Raw genomic sequence first — 20,514 nt, forward strand, 5'->3', positions numbered from 1 at the left:
TATGACAGAAACGTCAATGACAGGGAGACTATCATATACCTTTAGACCAGCTCTCTTGTGCCGTGCCCCAAAAACCCATTTTTTCATGCATATTGTTTTCCAAGGCGCTGGGCAGGGTGAATTGCCTCGGAAACTGTTAAAACACGCCCACATTGGGGCAAGCAAGAGCAACCCAGTCATCTTTGCGACCATGGATTTGCCTGTATGATGCGCATACTGGACAATCACTCTTTGATTGATCCCTGTTACTCCCATCATCATTTCAGAATAGCTGCACCATGCTAGACATTAATTTATTGAGAAAAGACCTGGATGCTGTTGTCACCCAGTTGCAAAAACGTAAAAACCCGCAGCCTTATCTGGATGTGGATAAATTCAAGGCACTGGAGGCGGAGCGTAAAACCCTGCAAACCCGTACCGAGGAATTGCAGGCCAAACGCAATACGCTTTCCAAACAGATTGGTGCGCTCAAATCCAAAGGGGAGAGTGCCGATGCCGTGATGGCAGAGGTAGCTGGTATTGGCGATGAACTGAAAACCGGTGCAGCACGGCTGGAAAACATTCAGGCGGAGCTACAGGATATTGTGCTGTCAGTCCCGAATCTGCCGCATGAGAGCGTTCCGGTTGGTAAAGACGAAAACGACAACCTTGAAATGCGCCGCTGGGGGACACCGCGTGAATTTGATTTTGAGATCAAAGACCATGTGGATGTCGGTGGGCCGCTGGGGTTGGATTTTGACCTGGGGGCCAGGTTGTCGGGGGCGCGCTTCACATTTTTGAGAGGGCAGGTGGCAAGCCTGCACCGGGCGCTGGCGCAGTTCATGCTTGATGTGCACACACGTGAGCACGGGTACACTGAATGTTACACGCCCTATATCGTTAATGCCGATGTACTGGTAGGTACCGGCCAGTTGCCCAAGTTCAAGGAGGATATGTTCTGGGTCAGCCGTGGTGGTACGGAAGACGAGCCGCAGGATGAGCAGTACCTGATTTCTACAGCAGAGATTCCACTGACCAATGCAGTACGCGAGCAGATCCTCAATGCAGATCAACTGCCGTTGCGGATGACCGCACATAGCCCGTGCTTTCGCTCTGAAGCAGGTTCTTACGGGCGCGATACACGGGGAATGATTCGCCAGCACCAGTTCGACAAAGTGGAAATGGTGCGTATTGAAAAACCGCAAGACTCCTGGGCTGCTCTGGAAGAAATGGTCTGGCATGCGGAAGATATTCTGCAGCGTTTGGAGTTGCCCTACCGGGTCATTACCCTGTGTACCGGCGATATGGGGTTTGGAGCCGCCAAAACGTATGACCTGGAGGTGTGGGTGCCAGCACAGAAAACCTACCGCGAGATTAGCTCGTGCTCCAATTGTGAAACTTTCCAGGCCCGTCGCATGCAGGCACGTTACCGCGATGAAAATGGCAAGCCACAGTATGTGCATACACTCAATGGTTCTGGTGTAGCGGTCGGGCGTGCGCTGGTTGCCGTGCTGGAAAATTACCAGAATGCCGATGGCAGCGTCAGCGTGCCTAAAGTATTGCAGCCCTATATGGGAGGTGTGCAGGTGCTTAAGCCCTGATCGACAGGGGCGTGTTAACACGCCCCAAATGTGCATGCTGCAAAATGTTTTGCAAGCATACGCGCAAAGTTTGCTAAAATGACCTCCTGTTTTATGCGGGGCCTGGTTGTTATACTGGTTCCCATGCGGTTAAACAGGAAAGAAATGCCTTGCGGAGAGATGGCAGAGCGGTTGAATGTACCTGACTCGAAATCAGGAGTGCGTGTAAGCGCACCGGGGGTTCGAATCCCCCTCTCTCCGCCAAAATAAAGCCCTAATCGATTGATTTGATTAGGGTTTTATTTTTTTATGATGCTTAAACCCATGTTTGTACCCATGATTGAGGTTTGGATTTAATAGGACATATTAAGAAGCCTTAGGGCTATATTTTTTGCTGAGTTTCACTTATGGCTCATTATCCTTAATGCACTGGAAACCGCCTATAACCGGACCAAGTTCATCAAAGAGCGAACAGAAATGATGCAGCAGTGGGCAGATTATCTTGGGACTCTCAACACTCTGGGCTAATGATGTTCTTTAACGGGTAAAATTTGGTTCTGTGACATCATTTTTTTGAGTTCTTTCATCTGATGTTTATTTTTTTTTAAATAATTCATATAGTTATATAATAAAAAAGATTTTGAATGAATCTAAAAATGATATTTATTTTATAAATAGCGCAGTGTGACATTGATTTATGAGTGGTGATATTGAAAAACTTTTAAGACAAAAGGGGCCTTGCCTAAGTTCGGAGCTTGGTTACGCGCTCGAGAAAAAATTGAATATATCTCCAACCGCAGCACGACAGCGTGTGTCTCGGGGTAGCAATATTTCAGGGGGCAATATTTTTCGCCTTACGGTGTTACCATTTCCTAAAAAGGCCTATTTTGTCTATTTGAAATCGCAATATGAAACAGATGAGTACTGGCAATGCTTGATTACAGCGCTTATTAAAAGTAAATCCGCTTATGGTTTGGCATTGATGGCGTTCAATGCCAGAGAAGGCACCATGCCAGAAGCGCATTTTACAATAGCATGTGGTGCCCCAATTCGGCAGAAAAAACATCTTTCATGTGACAGCGTAAAAGAGCGGCTGATCAAAGCTGGTGTTGTCAAGCGCGCGCGTGTTCCCGGTGTAGGAAAATGTCTTCATTTAAGAACTGTTGAATTAGATGAAATGAGCATGGCTAGGTTAAAAGCGCGTTTACTGACAGAGTCAATTTTACTGAATGCGATTTGTGACTGGTCTAAAAACATCGGGATGGTCAGCTATGACAAGGTCAAAATACGGGACGGTACAGATGATTTTCCTCAAGTCGGTACTTGTGCCTGGGATCTTAGTGCTCCGTCCTATCTAACTGCGTTGCGTCGATGGAAAGGCAAACAAGTGCAGCCAGGATTTGTTGCATGTGATGTTATTTCTACATATCCATTGACAGAAGACGGTATCAGTCCTTTTCTCAACAAGTGTCAGCTTCTATTAACCCAAAACTGTCTTCAGTTTATTGTTGCACCAGCGTTTACTCAAGGGGCATTTGGAGCAGCCAAAAAACTTGGGGTGATGCCTGCAACGATTGATAATCTGTTTGGCAAAGAAATTGCAGAGAGTTTAAAAGTTTTAACAGACATGCTTTGCAATACGGCTTTGCAGGTTGTTGACCCAGAAAAGTTCGATCAACTGTTTAATAATTTGGGAAGAATTGAAGGGGCAGCAGGAAATCTACGAGGTGCTTTGTTTGAGTTCATTGCTGCTGAATTGGCTAGAAGGATTCGCCTTGGCAGCGATATACGCCTGAACCAAATATTCAAGAAGAGTTTCAACTCTGAAGAAAAGGCAGAGGTAGATGTTTGCATTGTTAATTTAGGTCAAGAGGTTCACTTTATCGAATGTAAAGGATATACCCATAAGAACAAGATCTTATTGGCTGATGTTGAAAGATGGCAGCGAGAAAAAATTCCTATCATTTATGCCTCAGCAAGAGAGCACCCTGACATGAAAAATTTACGTTATAAATTTCATTATTGGGCGACTTGTGAATTTGAAGAGGATGCCGTAGCGTTTCTCGAAGAGAGAAAAGAGCTCATAAGTAGATATGATATTAATTACAAAGGTGCGGCTCAAATTGCAGCGCTAACAAGACAGACCAATGATCAGGCCTTAATTAAAGTAATGAACGAGCACTTTTTAAGGCATCCTTTATCACAATGACACATACACTATTTCTGGAGTGAGTGCTATAAAATCTGAAATCAGAGTTTATCTATAACAAAAAGAGGTTCAGGTTTATGAAAAAGATTTTTATTTGCCATGCAGGCCGTCATACTGTATCGGATTCTGAACGTGAGTGCGATATGGGTGTTATTGGCATGGCATATGTGTGGAATGGTGAGTGGATTCGCTCCCCAGAAGATGTTGAGCATACTGAGAGAGATCCTGTGATGATTCTTCATCCTATATTCAACCCCGAGATTCAGGTTTGGGGGGATGTGAGTTGTTTTACTTCAATAGAGCGACTTGAAGCTGAGCTTCTGGATGGATAACCACCTTCCTTTTAATCCCTGATCCATAAAAGGGAGGGGATCTTAAAACCTGCACCAGTACAAGTGTTGCAGCATATCGACACTGACATAAAAAAGCGACTGGTGCCTATACAGTGCCTGCCAGGCAGCACCTTTGTGCCTGGAATTCTTCTGTTTTACGCTGTTGCCAAATTACCAAATTAACCCTTCACAGCTTCCGGGGTTTGTACACCCTCGGCCGCAAAAAGACAGCATTGCACATCCCGTTTTTTCCAAAAGACATTTTGACAGCCGTTTTTACCCCCATTCTGGCTTCAAATATGTTGCCCAAATAATGGGCAACACAAGGATTAAAAGACCTTGGGCCGCTTGTCCAGGATTGTCCAGTTCCGTCTTATCATCTTGATTTCATGGATATTTTCCAATCGACACCCTGTATGAAGCTGTCTATACTGGGCGTACTGCAGCTTTTGACATTCAGGCACCCAACAGGCACCTGAGCTGCAAAACAAACAACAACACCAAAACAGCCAATCGGAATGCAGGGAACAGTCATGAGCTTACTCACAGACAAAAAAATCAAAAACCTCCAGCCCGGCCAATGGGCTACAGAAAGCAACACCCGTGGTGCCGGACAACTCCAGGCACGTGGCCTTCAAAATAAGCGGATTGCTTATTACTTTCGCTACACCGACTCCCGGCATCAACAGATTCGTATCCCCCTGGGCAGTGGACTGAGCCTGCTTGAAGCCAGGCGCCAGGCATCGATCCTGTCACGCCAGCTGCAGGAAAACTTTAAAACCCATCCACTGCCAGGTTCCAGGACAAGAACATCCAGACCCAGCACACAGCAACACACCACCTTTGGTGTGTTACTCCTCACCTATGTCAGCGACCTCCAGCGCCGCAAGTGCAGCAGCAGCCGTGAAGTCAAAAATACCCTTGAACGCCATATCCACCAGGCCTATCCCCAGTACTGGAACCTCCCGGCAATTGACATCACCACCGACCATATCCTTGAAATCATCCGGGCAGTCTCGGACCAGGGCAAACCCCGCGCAGCAGACAAACTGCGTTGCCACATCCGGGCTGCATACGCAGCAGCCATACAGGCCAGACAGCACATTGATGGGATGCCCGCATTCATTGAACTCAGCATCAGCACCAATCCTGCCCGGGATATTCCTCCCATACGCAACAGCAGCCAGACCAAAGACCGGGTACTGTCCATCACAGAACTCCAGGCCTACTGGCAGCATATCAAAAACCTCAACACCACCGCAGGTGCGCTTCTGCGCTTTCACCTGCTCACAGGAGGACAGAGAATCCAGCAACTGGCCAGGGCCACATACCATGACTACGATGCTGACAGCCAGACACTCACCCTCAAAGACCCCAAAGGCAGGCGGCACCAACCACGCCTGCATACCATCCCGATACTGCCGCAGGCCCATGAGGCCATGCAAGAGATGCTCCTGCCCAATAACCCAACGACAAACAGCCCGCATCACCCTATCCATGTCTGGACCATCACACAGGGACAGCATGGCGCTTGTTACTCTACAGCCAGCAAAGCGTTAAAGCAGGTCATTGCACAGATGAAGCGAAGAGGAGGCATGAACAACAAACACAATCACAGCGGGGGAGATCCATATTTAACAGACTTCACCCTGGGAGATATCAGAAGAACCATCGAAACCAGGCTGGCTGCAGCCGGGGTATCCCGTGAAACCCGGGCCCAGTTGCAGTCACACGGACTCTCCGGTGTACAGGTGCGCCATTATGACCGGCATGATTACCTGAACGAGAAAAGACAGGCTCTTGAAACCCTGTACCGGCTACTCACAGAACCACACAAAACCAGCGAATCATCAACAAACCCAATACCGGTTGAAGTGGAAACACAAACAGCGACAGCGGTATCCACACCAGGACAGGCAAAACAGCCTGCTACCAGGAAAAGCAACTATCGGTTCAAACCAACTGTCCTGGCTGCGTCACCACGGTTAACACTGCCATCGCAGCATTACAGCTTACCGCACCGGGCAGGACCTTAAGCCTCCCTGGGCTGGTAGTAGCAGCCCCTAAAACCTCAATGTAAACCACAAGCTTCTTTGCACTGGAAAGGCATTTCGCTTTGCCGGTGTGGGCGCAGCTTTGCCCAAAAACAATGAAACCGATTTCACATACATATAACAAAACTGAACCCTGCATGGCGCAGGAATCATTTAACCCATCATAAAAGGAACCACACAATGCCAGATCAAAAACCACTTGCACCATTGCAAACTACTGAGTTCCCAGAGGAAGCTACCTGGTATTATGCTGACGGACAACAGCGTTTAGGTCCTGTAAGTTCCCAGCAAATAATCAACTTTATCAAAGCCAAAAAACTGACTTATGGCAGTATGGTTTGGAACAGTACCCTTACAGAATGGATCGCGTTGGAGCATAGCGAATTCAAAAATCATCTCACAGCAGTTGCCCCACCTCCGCTGACAGGCAAACAAGTCAACAATACCTGGATCTGGATATTGGCATTTGCACCCTTGATCGGTTATACCCTGGAATGGTTTGTTGCAGGTGCTGTGGCAGGGTTTAAATACCAAGGCCAAAGCTATTTGGTGGAAGCCCATGCTGAACGAGCCATGCAGCAAAACAGCTACTGGTACATCACCATCATATTGAACCTGGCATTAAGCTTTTGGGATGAACGCAAGCTTAAACTTGCCGGAATTGATACCACGAGATTTAAAGGTTGGGTATGGCTGATCCCAGTATATATGTATCAAAGGGCTTATGCCTTGAAGCAAAACCTTGCGTATTTCATTGTCTGGCTTATTTGCTTTGTCATCATCTTGCTGGCATGAACCATACCGGTCTTCTCGTGGCTTGGCATTAGACAGGCCATGACTTCAGAAACTATAAAAAAGAGAACTCAGAATGAAAACATTTAAATTTCTACAAATAAGACTAATCGTGTTGCTGACGGTCATGGTGGCATTATCGTCATGCTCATCCAATACAGACAAACTTAAAACATATCTCCGATGTGGTATTGTTGCCAGCCAGCTTGAAAGAGGCGAAGCGTCCAGGCGGATAACTGAAAAGTTTGCTATTTTTGCCAGAGAAAACAACATCAATCCATCGGCACGCGACTTAGCATTTCTTAGTCAAGAAGTCAGGGATGAAATGGATATGTATAACAAAAGTATGGAGGGACAGCTTTATACACTTGTAAAGATATATAACTCTTCGGCTTGTATGGCGCTGCATGAACAAGAAAAAATATCACCTTTGCCTTTGCAATATTACCTTATATATTTCTTTTTATGAGAATGGGCTTTCGTTGGCAGGTAACGAAGAACAGTGGCATTAGATGGAGTGATCTGGTATCACAGAAGAAACGTTCCTGCGACAGATGCAAACAGCGACTAGACCTTGTACACAACGTTAAGCCCTCACTGATATATCCATCCATCGTTAACATAGATGCCCCATTTGCCTGGGGCATCTGTGCTCAGCCCTATTTTTGAAAGAACAAACAAATGAAACTATTAAATAACTTTTTAAACGGCTTCATCGCAATCACACTGGGCATATTACTCACTGGATGCGATAAGCCTGCTGATATGTCATCCTCTCAGCAGGCATCAGGTACAACTCAACCTGATAATAAAATCAGCCAGATATTTCAGCCGGGTATCATTGGTGCAGACTTGGCTTATCTGGAACAATTCACCGGAGTTGCCAGAAATACCGATACGCACTTCAACACTAAAACCTACCTTGTTGATGGATGCGAACTACAAGCCGGCTATGCCGATGCAAGCATTACGGCATTAACACTTACGCTTAGCCCTCAATGCGCATTTGATCTCGCACCTTTTGCTATCAGTCAGCAGGCTGAACCCATCCCTGCCCATACATTGACCTTTGGCACATTTAACAACCTATTTGGCGATAGCGTCACCTATTACGCGGACTGCCTGACCCATTGCGGCAATGCCTATGACCCAGCAACTTATGCTTTGCACGAAGGGCCCCGAGCAACAGGCTTTCTGGAAATCATGGTCAGCAGTACAGGTCCCTATGAAAGCGCACACCAGTGGGCGCAGGTGATGCTTGAACACGAAGGAGATGAATGGGTGGATGAAACACAATTCAACTGCAATCCGTATAAATACCGTGATGTGGCCAGAGAGCTTTACAAAGACCAGCCCATAGAAAAAATCACCATCGGCCATGAATTGTTGGATGCAACAGAGTGTAAATGAGGGATGGTTGGCAAGCGGCACAGTAGAGATCACGCATCTCGTATCAATTGATAGGGTTTACTGTGCCGGGTAAACCATAAACTTTATGAAATAAAAAATGGAAAAACAAAATGAAAACATTTAACCCCCTGCTTATGGTATTGATGGCATGCATACTTATGGGTTGCAAAGACAGCGCATCAGTACATGCCATAAACTATTCCCAGATACGCAACACTGATGGTTATGTGCAGGCTATCGGGGAAAACAAGCCCTTTACCGGGGTAGTTGCCAATATTCCTTACCATGAAATCGATCTGACACTGAAAATAGCGTATGCTTTAACTGTAACGAATAACATTGCAGGGTTTATTCCAGGCCAGGTACTTCCCACAAAAGGGTATTGTGCGGTAAGCTTTCATAACGGCAACGTTGAAGGTTCATTCTTCTGTGATGATACACCGGTCAATACCGATGAAAAAGTTCGTTTTGATCCCGATATGCACCGGGTCACAGGCACATTGTCTAATGATCAGCTCACAAATACCCTTTCTCTCAGAAACAAAGAGGGGGTTACCATCTACCAGGTACAACTGCTTGATGGCAAAAGGCATGGCCAATACATCCAAAAATATGATGATGGCACATTGAAAGCGGCCATCAGCTACTCAAATGGAAAGTTAAACGGCCCTTTTGAAGCTTATTATTCTAATGGACTCGCTCATCTCACTGCGCAATATATCCATGGTGTGCAGGAGGGCTGGTTACACCTGTATTTTGATAATGGCTTTAAAAATATATCAGAACGATATGAAAATGGCGCACTTGTAGAAAGGATCAATTATTACAAAGGGCGCGACCAAATCAGTGTCCATTACATTGCCCCCAAAGATGGTTCCAGCCGCGCGCAGTATGCGGTTTACTATGAAAACGGAGACGTCAAGGAGCAAGGGTGGGTGCTTTTGGGGCCTGTGTCTTCCTATCATTTTGAAGATGGGGTGGAGAAAATGGGGTTTCAACCCGGGATCTCAGAAATCAGCTATTTCGATGAGAATGGGATTAAAACACACACCATTACCAGAGGGGTGAGACCAGAAAGCCGTATTGAATATGCACCCAATGGCCAGAAATCAGCCTTTTATACTTTGTCTGGTGAAAAAGAACATGGTCCCTATGAGCTTTATTATCCGGATGGCCGTATTCGGGAAAAGGGGGAAATGTACTACGGAGACAAGGAAGAAGAACTACTTGAAATTTATGATGAAAATGGACAGCCTGGAGATACCCCCAGGCAAAGGCTTTTGCAAAGGATCTCTACAGGATCGGCTAATTTTGATGATCTCATTTGGAGCCGTGTTTCTGATGCATATATATTTCGTGACCGCATAAACGAGCAGACGTATACGGGCTCAATCCATTTAATGCCTCTCAGTATTTTTATTAATGCAGGCGGGAAGAATTTCAATGGATTTTTAAACTTGCTTGGACGGATTCCATTAGCACATGCTGAATATGAAATGCTATCTAACTTGAGTAGTATGGATGATTATGATGGAAGCTGTTCGGTCCATGCTGAAAACGGAGTACTTCAAGGGGAATTTACCTGTCTGATTGAGGGGCAATCTTATGTGATGAAAGGCTTCGTAGGAGGTGGGCGTTTAGTTGATCAGCTTGAAATTCTGGATACTGGTCATGAGAGAGCATCTGTGGTGGCGAGAGCCCGCTTTGGTTCAAATCAATACGATATTGCTGTTCAATATCTGGATCCAAACACGCAGGAAGTTCTGGGGGAGTCACAGTCCGGGTATAGGTCGCCGCCACCTAAGGAAGTCAGAAGAAGTGACATGGTGTTTGAAGGTGGGCAGTGGCTGGACAATGGCCAGCCTTTCACCGGGGTGGTGACAGAGATTCCTTATTCGGACATCATAGATTTTGACTTGGGCGAAAAGCTGGATGGTATATTGGAAAGTGATTTTGATATTCCCAAATATGAGTATCTGGGCTTTGCGCTCCTGCTGGAAAATGTCCAGAACGCTTCCTGCCAGATGGGTGTCAATAGAGGTGCAGCAGTTGGCTTCAGGTGCAAGGGGGGTAGCACATATGAGGTTTCAGGTGAAATAGAAAACGGCCAGCTTAACGGGGTCTTTAAAATCGAGCACACCATATTTGCAACGACAACGATTGAAGCAAATTATGTGGCAGGTGTGTTGGACGGGGAATTTAAATACACCCATCCGCGTACTGAAATCAAGCTGGCAACGGGCCAGTTCCACAATGGCAAACCGGTGGGACAGTTTATTGCTAACACGAGAAATGGCAGGGTATTTATGCGGGTGCAGTATAACGCTGAGGGGCAGCGCACCTGCACCAATGAGCAGTGTGATTAGCGCATAATTACCAGGAGAAATCCCGGTGATTATGTTGCTGCAGAAATTATTTACTCCAAGGTAAACACTCAGGAGAATAACTAATTATTTTTTTATTGATCTTGTGATAATTTTTTACATACGAGGATGGATCTTTATCTGGATCGTCACCGGTTAGTTTTTCAATCTCGCCTTGTATTTCTTCATGTGTTGTTTTAGTTTTTGGATACCACATATCCCAGTAAATCAGGCCTATTAGTGTGGTCGGGATATTTGTTGGACCTTTAAGAATTTTTTTGTCGTGATCCAGAGAGTAGTCAAGCTTATCCTTTAAAGGGTTAAATTCCAGCGTATCAAAAACACTATTGCCAGCCTTCTTTTTAGATAGGTTCTCTGGTGGTTTAACAGGATATGCTTTTAATAATTCGTAGGCATACTGTAAGGCGTGCTGCCGGAAAGAAAGTCCGGCGTTGAGATTGTATTGGGGAAGCTCCTTGTCCGAAGGCTTGTTCGCTTCTCCATAAATGATGTGATGTGCCCTTAGATGCTGCTTGTCTGTAGGCGCTTTATTAACATCATACTGAATATTTGTCATTTTGCTTGATTCGAGACTATCATTTTTTTCTTCAAACACCTTATATTGATAATGATCGTAATAATGAAAAGCCACTTTTGGAACACATAAGCCGTACTCTTCCAGATGTGACAAATGAATTCTTGTAGCTAATTGCTCGTCTTTACCGCATACACTTGTTTCGGTATTGATTCCGAAATTCCCTGTCAGGTTCTGTGATTTTCTATACCTGGGGCTAATCAATTTCATATAGCCGAGATAAATATCTGCAACGGGAGATTTTCTACAAAGATCAGATAGCAAAAAGTCATCATATAAAGCCAAACGCTCCCTTACGGCACTCAGCCTGGCATTAAAGTTTGCAGCTGTTTTCTGAATAATACCTTGAAGAACCTTATCTTCTGTGACTGCCGTGATATGGTCATACAGCTGCTGCTGATGTTTTGAAACTTTCTGATCTTGGTAGTCAAGAACCGTATTCACACAATCATCTAAAGTGGCAAGAATAATTTTTTTAAAAAACTCTTGAATGCCAAGGATACCCGTCAACAATAATTGTTTTTGTTTTTCAGGAGCCAGCCTATTCGCATTGGGGATACTTAACTCGGAGGCGACCAGGTCGTATGAAGCGAGAATTTTCTGAGCGTTTTTTTCAGAAGCAAGTGATTGTATGTCTATGGAGAGAATCTCAAAGAGTGTATTTTTATCACCTTGTTTTATAAAATTAAAAATCATATCTAATATTAACTTATATGATTTTAAGTCTCGTGCTTTATTAGGGCGTGTTATCCATTCATCATATTGTTTTTCATCAAAAACGATTTTTTCAATTGAAAATTTACTTTTACTTTGATGAATACGTTTCTTGAGGTCGACTTCAATGTCCTCATAAATTTGCTTTAATTCTTCCATGGCTGCTTTTTGGTTAAGCATTGCATGCCGTTTGGCTATTTCACACCAGCTGAATATCTCTAAATCATTCAAAAATCCCTTTTCTGTGATATCTAGGCTTGGCATTTTGCTGTTTCCTTTTTATTAATTTTTTGTCAAGGAAAGTCGAAAAATCTCAACCTTCCTTTCGGTTTTGTGTTGTCTTTGGTTAAATTGTTCCATACAAAGTGCAGAACCACTGAATAACAGTGTGCCTGATTTTAATTTTATCAAGAAAGGAATTTAATTATGTCGTGTCCAAAGAAGAAGACGGATGAAAGCAATAATCAGCTTCATGACCAACAGCCTCTACTCAGCGAGACTAGTATACCCAGTGGGTTGACCCAATACGAGGGAATGAGGATTCTTCGGATCAAGGAGGTTGGGAAACTCGTAGGCCTCTCGCGAAGCTCTATCTATACTCGCCTGGATCCAGAGAGTCGCGTATACGACAAAACGTTCCCGCAGCGGATCCAATTAGGGGGCGGCAGCATTGGTTTTCGCGCAGGAGAGGTCTACGAATGGATTGCTAGTCGGCCAACCAAAAAGAAGTAAACGCATTCTTTTTGAGTCCGCTTTAGTAGGCTGGCAAACCAGCCCATTCTTCGCGAAATCTCATTTTTTGTATTGCCAGCGGTATCGTGTAACGCCATACCGTAAGGGGTTGCTGCGCCTTGAAACGGCGTATCTCCCCTGAGGCAAGCAGAAAAGATGCCTTGCAGCGCGTGCACTCTGCTTTTCGTTAAATGGCCTATTTTATATCCGAAAGGAAAACTGTGAATATGCATACTACACCATACCATCCATACCCGGTTAACGTACTTCCCGAACCATTAAAGCAAATAGTTTTTGAGGTGCATAACCAAGTCCAGGCCCCTTTGCCGATGATTGCTACGTCAGTTCTGAGCAATATTTCTGTAGCTTCCCAGGGGCGCATTAACGTCAGCCTGCCTACAGGCAGCGTTGTACCGACCAGCCTTTTTTGTTTAACCATCGCGGATTCAGGCGAGCGCAAAAGCACGGTTGACCGGTTAATCAATAAACCTCTGCTCGATTTGCAGGCAGGGCAAGTGGCAGAAGCTAGGCTGTTACAAAATCAGCATGTTATCAAACATAAAATCTGGCAAAGGAAGTATAACGAGCTCATAAGCGAGATCGATCGGGCAATCAGTAAGGGTGAGCCTGAAAACGAGCTGCTTCAACAGTTACAGGACTTCAGTGAGCAGGAACCTCAGTTACCTCGCAGTTATAAAGGCATTTATGCTAACGCAACGATTGAAGCTTTGCTGCATGGCCTGCATGCACAATGGCCGGATGCTGCGCTGCTTTCCAGTGAGGCGTCCTATATATTGAACAGTCCGCTGACCCAGCAACTGGCTCATTTAAATGAACTTTGGGATGGTGACACTGTACATGTGGACCGTAAGACCCGCGATAGTTTTACCTTGCAGGATGCCCGGTTAGGCCTTTCACTGATGGTACAAAACGAGCCATTCCAACGTTTTTTAAAGAAGAATAATGGTTTTGCCCGTCAATCCGGATTTTTGGCCCGTATGCTGATCGCCCAACCGCCTTCAATGCAAGGCCTTCGCAATGCCTGTGAGGACATCCGTTCCCAGAAAACCCCATTTCTGGATACTTACCATGAACGCATACGGGAGCTATTGCAAATAGCTGTGGCTGAGCAGGGGCAGCCCAAGCAGGTGTTGGAGTTTTTGCCGGAAGCTACAAAAGTCTGGCGGGAGTTTGAGTCTTGGTGTGAACAAAGTATTGGCGTATCACAAATGGGTGAGTATGCCGATGTTAAAGATGCGATATCCAAACTGACCAACAACGTGGGCAGGGTTGCAGCTTTGATACACCATTTCAATGGAAAAGGCGGTGACATAGATCGAAAAGCTGTAGAAGCAGCAGTGCAGATCTGTGCTTGGCACGTAGGGGAATTCAAACGGATTTTAGGTGAAAAGTGTGTGGTTCAGGTCCAACTGGAAAACGCTGAATTACTTTATCAATGGTTATTGACGCAATATAAAAAGTCTAAAAATATTTCATACCGTAAAAAAGATATTTATCACTATGGTCCAGGCAGACTGAGAAGTCGGGAAATATTGGATATGGCCCTCGAACAGCTGCAACATAATGGTCAAATTCTCTACTATCCTAATAGTAAGCCAGCGTATGTCACATTGATTATTGACAATCAGTTCTTGCCGCCTATGCTGCCTGCATTTCCTATAGCCAGCAATAACTTCATATGATAGTGGCATAAGAGTGGCTAACACAAGTCATCGACAAATCGCGAACAGATGATGGCGGCGGCAAGTTTGAGCAGCGCGAAATGAATGTCGAGTCGCCGTTCGAAGCGAATGCGTAACTTGCCAAAACCTGCAAACCAGGCATGCGTACGCTCGACAACCCAGCGATGACGGCCCAGCCTCTCTTTGCTCTCAATCCCCTTGCGAGCGATGCGGGCGGCAATACCCCGGCCTCGCAACGCACTCCGGCATCGGCGGCTGTCGTATCCCTTATCAGCATGCAGCTTGTCCGGGCGTTTGCGCGGCCTGCCATCCAGACCCGGCACAGCAGGGATTGCATCCAATGTCTGCTCGAATGCCATCGAATCATGGCGATTGGCACCGGTCACCGTAAGTGTCAGAGGGATTCCTCTCCCATCTACGATGAGGTGGCGCTTGCTGCCAAGCTTGCCCTGGTCCGTCGGATTCGGGCCCGTTTCCTCACCCCCCGGGGGCTGGCGACACTGGCGCCATCAATGCTGGCACGGTCCCAATCTATCTGGTCATGCTCGCGCAAACGGCGCAGCATCGCCAGATGCAATTTCTCCCACACTCCTGCTGCCTGTCAGTCGCGTAACCTGCGCCAGCACGTCATACTGCTGCCAAACCCGAGTTGCTGTGGCAAATCCTCCCACGGGATGCCTGTATGGAGAACAAACATAATACCGTTCAATGCAGCACGGTCGCTCACCGCACGACGGCCACCTTTGGGGGATGGGGAAAACTCCGGAATCAGCGGCTCAAGGGCCGTCCACAACTCGTTACTGATTTTGCGTCTTGTCATAACGGCACAATACGATATTCATCAACCTATGTATAGGTTGTGTTAGCCACTCTAAATATGTGATAGGCTAGGCTGCTATGTACGCTAAAGTTGCTAATTTAGCAGTTTTAGCAGCTATGCAGGGCTTAAAAATTGAATATTCGGGTTATGCGCATGCAGGCACATTGTGACAACGGCATCACCATCCATGACAGGCCATCAATAATGGCCTGTTTTTACGTTTCTGTGCGTAAGCGCTTTGCCAATCATAATGGTACGCGCAGTTTTATAATTTCTGAATTTTTCTTTGCGCATGCATGGTCAATGTTATTTAGACTTGGGCCGATCTCAAGTCAATAAAGGGTATAAAAAATATGGAGGACGCTGCTAATTTTGCTAAATTAGCAGGATTTGCAAGGAACCCTTGATGAAATGCTTGAGGTGCCAGCGTATACCTCACCCCCTCGGCTCAGCAGCCATCACATCGGGATGCCGGTCATGTAAAACATCGCCTGCCAATATTTCGGTATAGCCCTGAACCAATCATTTATCTCACCACACTCCTGCCAAAAGCCCTTCGGTTTTGTGGCGTTTGTGGCTTTGCAATGCCATCTTTCTTGCACAGATAAGATAGGGCCTGTAATAGGTGATGCCTGGTGGTCATGTCCTGGCGCTGGATGAGGCCAATGCCAATGCGCTTGTAGGAGCTCTTCTTCTGGTTGCAGTTAAAGCCAAAGCCCCTGCCCTGGGTGACCTTTACCCACTGGTCAATCATCCGGTTGGCTAAAATCCAGTCCTTGTGATGCTCATGCCCATTAAAAAACCACACCGTATGGAAATGCCAGCTCGTCTGTTTCTCCAGCTTCCAGCAGTAACCCAGCAGGTGTTTAAAAAGATGGTTATGGCGCCTGCCGTTCAGTAACCGGTCCAGATCAGCCATCGCCCGTTCATAAGTGACATCTGCTTCAAAATCAAACGGAGTATCTGTACACTGCTGGTGGTAATACAGATCCACCCTGAGCACCAGCACCTTGCTGTGCTGTGCAAACACGCCGTCTACCAGTTGTGCAATTGATTGCTGCCGTTTATAAATGGTCTTGCGGGTACATTTGATCTGCTTTTGCACCCAGGGCTTTTTGACATCTTCGCGAAACGCCTCAATAAAGCTGTGGAGCTTGCTGATGGCCTGCTGTGCACAGCCATCCCGTAAATCCTGAATGCCATCCATCCAGTCTCCAATATGGTGCTTATCATAAACCCTGAACCAGCATTGCAGTAACGCATCGAGCTCATGGGCTGCATAATACGAGCGGATCAACTGGGATGAGCGGAATAGAAGCAACCAGTCGATTTTGATTGCACAGGTGATCTTTGCATGCAGCTGCTTATCCTTTGTGCATATCAGTTCCGTGGTAAATACAGGGCTGGTTGTAGCAGCTATACGCTTGACCCAGCGGTAAATATCAACCAGGGCGGTAGCGGCATCAAATGCCTTTGATTTACATAGCTGGATCTGGTCTGTCTTTTGATCCAGATGGCAGATGACCGTATCCTCAGCCAGCATCTGTGATACGGATTTCAAGTCATCGGTATTCATAACGAAACTCCTTCATGGACGTGATCAATGAAAGAGAAATGCCGTTGATAGAACAGGTTCAGATAATCAGAATCATCCAGTGACTGAAATACCTGTTTATTCAACCATCAGAAATGGTATTTACCATGATCTATGTTTTTCATTGTTTTGTTATGGGTATGTGTGAATACTATGAATTGAATAGGATATAAATTGAATATAAATCCTATTAATAACCCACTGGAACCCGTAAAAAACAACTGTTGTGCAATGGGGGCATTTCCCTCTATAGGGATAAAGTAGCAACGTAAAAAAATACCCCTAACTGCGTGTACGGGGTTAGCAAAATAGTCATGGGGCCAAAGGGTATGGAAACCAGGGAATAGGTATCACGTGGCAGGCTGGTGTGATGTGGTGACATGGCGGCTTTTTGCCAGGAGCAGGCAAGCAGCAGTTTGAGCCCCTGTTTTTACCGCCGCAATACGTCACATACGCTGCGGGGACTTAACTCCGGTTTCCCTCTGTACAGGCTATGTAAAATGGTGCTGGAAATGGTGACGGTTTACTTCACGCAGATTTGCGTTTCACCATATAGTTTTTGCCGGATTTCTTAAACTCAACCAGATCTACTGCCTTGAGCAGATCGCTCAGGCGGGCGTAGCCGTAGAGCTTTTGGCTGAAGCCTGCTTCCTTGAGCTGGGTGGCCACACGCGAGAGCAGAATATAGCCATCGGCATTTGCCTTGTCCTGCAGGGCACCAATGGCTTTTTGGATCTTGGCCACCAGCTTTTGATCATTTTGCAGTTCTTGCGGTGTATATCGTTTGGATACTGCTTTTTGATTTGATCTGGACGGTTGCTTTTGAGGGGCGGGTTGGTTATTCCCCGGTGAATCTGATTTTAAAGCGGCCTCTTTTTTATTTGAATCGGGTTTTACGTTAGTCACTTTTTCTTTTATGGATTTTTTAGCCGGATTTGATTTTGAGGGATTATTGGCAGAGGTATTCTGGGCCGTTTTTAGTATTGCAAATTGATGGCAGGCATTTTTAAATGCATCTGGGGTATTATCCTTGCCAAAGCCATAAACCAACTTTTGCGACTCACGTAAATGCAGCGCCAAAGGGGTAAAGTCACTGTCACTGGAGACAATACAAACCCCATTGATTTCAGGGAAGCGGTGCAGCAGATCCATCGCATCAATGACCAGCGCCATATCACTGGCGTTTTTGCCGGTTACATAGCCGGGCTGGTGAATGGGTTTGAGGGCGAACTTGTCCAAAATACCACTCCACTCCTGCAAATGCGGACTGGCCCAGTTGCCGTAAACGCGCCTGATGGAGGTTGCTGCCCCCAGTGAGCGAATGTTGTCAAACAGCTCTGTGGCAATGGAAGCACGCATATTCTCAGCGTCAATGAGGATGGCAAGATTCATATTTTTATCCATTGAAGTCCAGTTTACAGGAATACCGTGTTCATGGGAATCGCATGGATACGAACCGCTGCAAAAGATGGCAGGCAAAAAGACCGGGCATTCAATGCCCGATCCTTTTGCCTTGGCACCTCCTCATTTGACCTCACTGCAGCTACCTTGGGGCAGGCAGCCAGCAGTGAAGTCAATATATACAGCAACGGGAAGGATTCATGTCGCATGGGCGGTTCAAACACGGATCCCTTTGCCATAGCATAGGCCGGGGGCGTCAAATTTTACGCTCTTACAGCACGATATCAGTCGCATCATCTCAAAAAAACACAGACACATATCACTCCTTTGTACCGGAACACAGATGCTTGTCAAAAGCAGCCCTGTTCCGGTCTTGACCCATCAGGTGCACTTCAGCAGGCTGCATAGATGCAGCGTTGATGCAAGCGATGTTTACCAGTGAACTGATTGAAGAAAAAGGAGAATCGAATATGAATGAATACAACGTGACCTGTCCTTACTGCAGGTCCATGCACATCACCACCAAAAACATAGGCCGTAAACTCGGCACCACGGCAGGCGCCCTTGGCGGAGGTGCCCATGGCCTTTCCTCAGCGCTGGCTGGAGCCAGGGCAGGGTACCTGGTATTTCGGGTCATGGGGCCACCCGGCATAGCCCTGGGCACGGTTGCAGGAGCCGTGTTGGGGGCCATCATGGGAGCCACCAGCTTTGGCTTCATGGGCGCCAAGCTTGGGGAACTGGTAGACAACACCATCCTGGACAACTACCGCTGCCTGCATTGTGGGCGCTCATTCAATCCGGCACGGTTTATGGCAGAAATACCGTTGACCGAAACACCTGCCCCACCATATCCCCATACGCAAGTGGTGGATGAAGAGATGGATGGCTTTGCAGGTGATTGGGAACCGATACCCTCTGCCCGTGCAAGCCACCCAGGAAATGAAACCGGCCGCCATGACTGGCCCATTGTTCCCTATACCGGAACCGAAGGGCAGGACAGCACTGGCTGATCCCCACATCCTTGTGATCCTGTGCTGATCATGAATACCAATTCAACCCATCCCATCCCATCCTATCACCAGGGTACAACTATCCGCCTGGAAGTTTCCAGGTGGGTAGTTGTCTTTGGGATGGACCCTATTGCATATCCATGGAAAGAAACATACCATGACCCACTGTATTGAACAAATGGCCTATGTCAGGCGCAGCAAGCAAGACGAACCCTGGCATGGCCTGGGCAATGCCTTATCCCCCCAACAACCCATTTCTGTGTGGAAGCGTGAAGCCGGCATGGACTGGCACATCCGGCAAGCCCCGGTATGCTTCATGACCCATGATCATTTGATGGGCAAGAAGCAGGCTGCAGACCACCTGGGAATACTCAAAAGCTACCCAGACCAGAAAGTCCTCTACCGCTCAGACACCCAGGAACCCTTGTCTGTTGTCTCCAAACGCTACCAGGTCGTACAGCCCGGGGAAATCCTGGAATTTTACAAAGACCTCACCCAATATGCCGGATATGAGCTCGAAACAGCAGGCGTCTTGAAAGGTGGCCGCAAGTTCTGGGCCCTGGCCAGAACCGGACAAAGCATCTCGATCAAGGGCAAAGACAGCGTCAATGGCTACCTGCTGCTGGCCACATCGTGTGACGGTACCCTCTCCACGGTGGCCACACCCACTGCCGTACGGGTAGTGTGCAACAACACGTTGGCAATTGCCCTGCAGGAAACCCTCCAGGATGGCCAGAATGGTCTGAAGAGCACCGCCATCAGGGTACCCCACAATACCAGATTTGACGGGGAGCTGGTCAAGAAAAGACTGGGCATTGCCGTATCACACTGGGACGAGTTCATGTACGGCATGAGACAGCTTGCCGGCAGGAAAATCAAAGACACACAAGCCCAGGCCTACTTCAGGCAGGTCTTGTGTGACAACAACACTCCACAAAGCCATCCTGTATCCAATAAGGTCGGCAGGGCGTATGTCAATGAAGAACGCATGCTCGGTACCGTCAATGCCTTGTACCAGGGACATGGGCGGGGAGCAGAAATGACAGCAGCCCGGGGGACAGCCTGGGGACTGTTGTGTGCAGTGACCGAATACGTGGACCATGAGAGGAGGGCCAGGAACACGGACAACCGGCTGGATTCAGCGTGGTTCGGGCAGGGGGCCCTGATCAAGCAAAAGGCACTGGATCAGGCACTGCAGCTGGTGGCCTGATCCCCGTTTGACAGCA

The 20,514-nt window shown here is 46.9% G+C and carries 15 protein-coding genes, 1 tRNA gene and 1 pseudogene; 13 read left to right on the forward strand and 4 right to left on the reverse strand.

The genetic code is table 11. From position 1 onward, the window contains the following. Positions 1-278: 278 nt before the first annotated feature. The 9 genes from serS (at position 279) to CUZ56_RS05805 (ending at position 10,722) form a co-directional block, all read left to right on the forward strand. Positions 279-1,580 (forward strand): serine--tRNA ligase, encoded by a 1,302-nt coding sequence (serS, locus tag CUZ56_RS05765; RefSeq protein WP_126979135.1) that lies wholly within the window; start codon positions 279-281, stop codon positions 1,578-1,580. A 153-nt stretch (positions 1,581-1,733) separates the two neighbouring features. After that, positions 1,734-1,823, forward strand: a tRNA-Ser gene (locus CUZ56_RS05770). Between the two features lie 433 nt (positions 1,824-2,256). Beyond that, positions 2,257-3,768 (forward strand): hypothetical protein, encoded by a 1,512-nt coding sequence (locus CUZ56_RS05775; protein WP_126979137.1) that lies wholly within the window; start codon positions 2,257-2,259, stop codon positions 3,766-3,768. A 77-nt stretch (positions 3,769-3,845) separates the two neighbouring features. After that, positions 3,846-4,100 (forward strand): hypothetical protein, encoded by a 255-nt coding sequence (locus tag CUZ56_RS05780; RefSeq protein ID WP_126979139.1) that lies wholly within the window; start codon positions 3,846-3,848, stop codon positions 4,098-4,100. Positions 4,101-4,633: 533 nt separating this feature from the next. Beyond that, positions 4,634-6,136: a tyrosine-type recombinase/integrase gene (locus CUZ56_RS05785; RefSeq protein WP_126979141.1), complete on the forward strand. Its 1,503-nt coding sequence runs from the start codon at positions 4,634-4,636 to the stop codon at positions 6,134-6,136. A gap of 198 nt (positions 6,137-6,334) precedes the next feature. Then, positions 6,335-6,949, forward strand: coding sequence for a DUF4339 domain-containing protein (locus CUZ56_RS05790; RefSeq protein ID WP_126979143.1), 615 nt, complete (start codon positions 6,335-6,337; stop codon positions 6,947-6,949). Positions 6,950-7,022: 73 nt separating this feature from the next. After that, a complete protein-coding gene (locus CUZ56_RS05795) occupies positions 7,023-7,415 on the forward strand; it encodes a hypothetical protein (protein WP_126979145.1) in 393 nt (130 codons plus the stop codon). Positions 7,416-7,798: 383 nt separating this feature from the next. Beyond that, a complete protein-coding gene (locus tag CUZ56_RS05800) occupies positions 7,799-8,356 on the forward strand; it encodes a hypothetical protein (RefSeq protein ID WP_148113747.1) in 558 nt (185 codons plus the stop codon). A 110-nt stretch (positions 8,357-8,466) separates the two neighbouring features. Further along, positions 8,467-10,722 carry a toxin-antitoxin system YwqK family antitoxin gene (locus tag CUZ56_RS05805; protein ID WP_126979149.1) on the forward strand — a complete coding sequence of 752 codons (2,256 nt, stop codon included), beginning with the start codon at positions 8,467-8,469 and terminating at the stop codon, positions 10,720-10,722. 46 nt (positions 10,723-10,768) lie between these two features. Here the strand turns inward: CUZ56_RS05805 and CUZ56_RS05810 are convergent, their stop codons facing one another. Further along, positions 10,769-12,292 (reverse strand): hypothetical protein, encoded by a 1,524-nt coding sequence (locus tag CUZ56_RS05810; RefSeq protein ID WP_126979151.1) that lies wholly within the window; start codon positions 12,290-12,292, stop codon positions 10,769-10,771. A 270-nt stretch (positions 12,293-12,562) separates the two neighbouring features. Between CUZ56_RS05810 and CUZ56_RS05815 the strand changes: the two genes are divergently transcribed. Both CUZ56_RS05815 and CUZ56_RS05820 read left to right on the forward strand, forming a co-directional pair. Beyond that, complete coding sequence (locus CUZ56_RS05815) at positions 12,563-12,760, forward strand: helix-turn-helix transcriptional regulator (RefSeq protein ID WP_126979685.1); 198 nt, start codon at positions 12,563-12,565, stop codon at positions 12,758-12,760. 227 nt (positions 12,761-12,987) lie between these two features. Next, entirely contained in the window at positions 12,988-14,463 is a 1,476-nt protein-coding gene (locus CUZ56_RS05820; protein ID WP_162615261.1) for a YfjI family protein, read from the forward strand. A 17-nt stretch (positions 14,464-14,480) separates the two neighbouring features. On the opposite strand, the pseudogene CUZ56_RS05825 reads toward CUZ56_RS05820, so the two are convergent. The 3 genes and pseudogenes from CUZ56_RS05825 to CUZ56_RS05835 form a co-directional block, all read right to left on the reverse strand. Beyond that, positions 14,481-15,283, reverse strand: a pseudogene (locus tag CUZ56_RS05825) (IS5 family transposase). A gap of 526 nt (positions 15,284-15,809) precedes the next feature. Further along, on the reverse strand, positions 15,810-16,859 hold the full coding sequence (locus CUZ56_RS05830) for a YagK/YfjJ domain-containing protein (RefSeq protein WP_126979155.1): 1,050 nt from the start codon (positions 16,857-16,859) through the stop codon (positions 15,810-15,812). Between the two features lie 546 nt (positions 16,860-17,405). Next, on the reverse strand, positions 17,406-18,281 hold the full coding sequence (locus CUZ56_RS05835; protein ID WP_126979157.1) for an NYN domain-containing protein: 876 nt from the start codon (positions 18,279-18,281) through the stop codon (positions 17,406-17,408). A gap of 416 nt (positions 18,282-18,697) precedes the next feature. Between CUZ56_RS05835 and CUZ56_RS15985 the strand changes: the two genes are divergently transcribed. Next, positions 18,698-19,288, forward strand: a complete 591-nt coding sequence (locus tag CUZ56_RS15985) for a hypothetical protein (protein ID WP_204250834.1) — start codon at positions 18,698-18,700, stop codon at positions 19,286-19,288. A gap of 157 nt (positions 19,289-19,445) precedes the next feature. After that, on the forward strand, positions 19,446-20,498 hold the full coding sequence (locus CUZ56_RS05845) for a DUF932 domain-containing protein (protein WP_126979159.1): 1,053 nt from the start codon (positions 19,446-19,448) through the stop codon (positions 20,496-20,498). Positions 20,499-20,514: the final 16 nt, after the last annotated feature.

It is taken from the genome of Saezia sanguinis, assembly GCF_003991585.1.
Taxonomy (GTDB): Bacteria; Pseudomonadota; Gammaproteobacteria; order Burkholderiales; family Burkholderiaceae_C; genus Saezia; species Saezia sanguinis.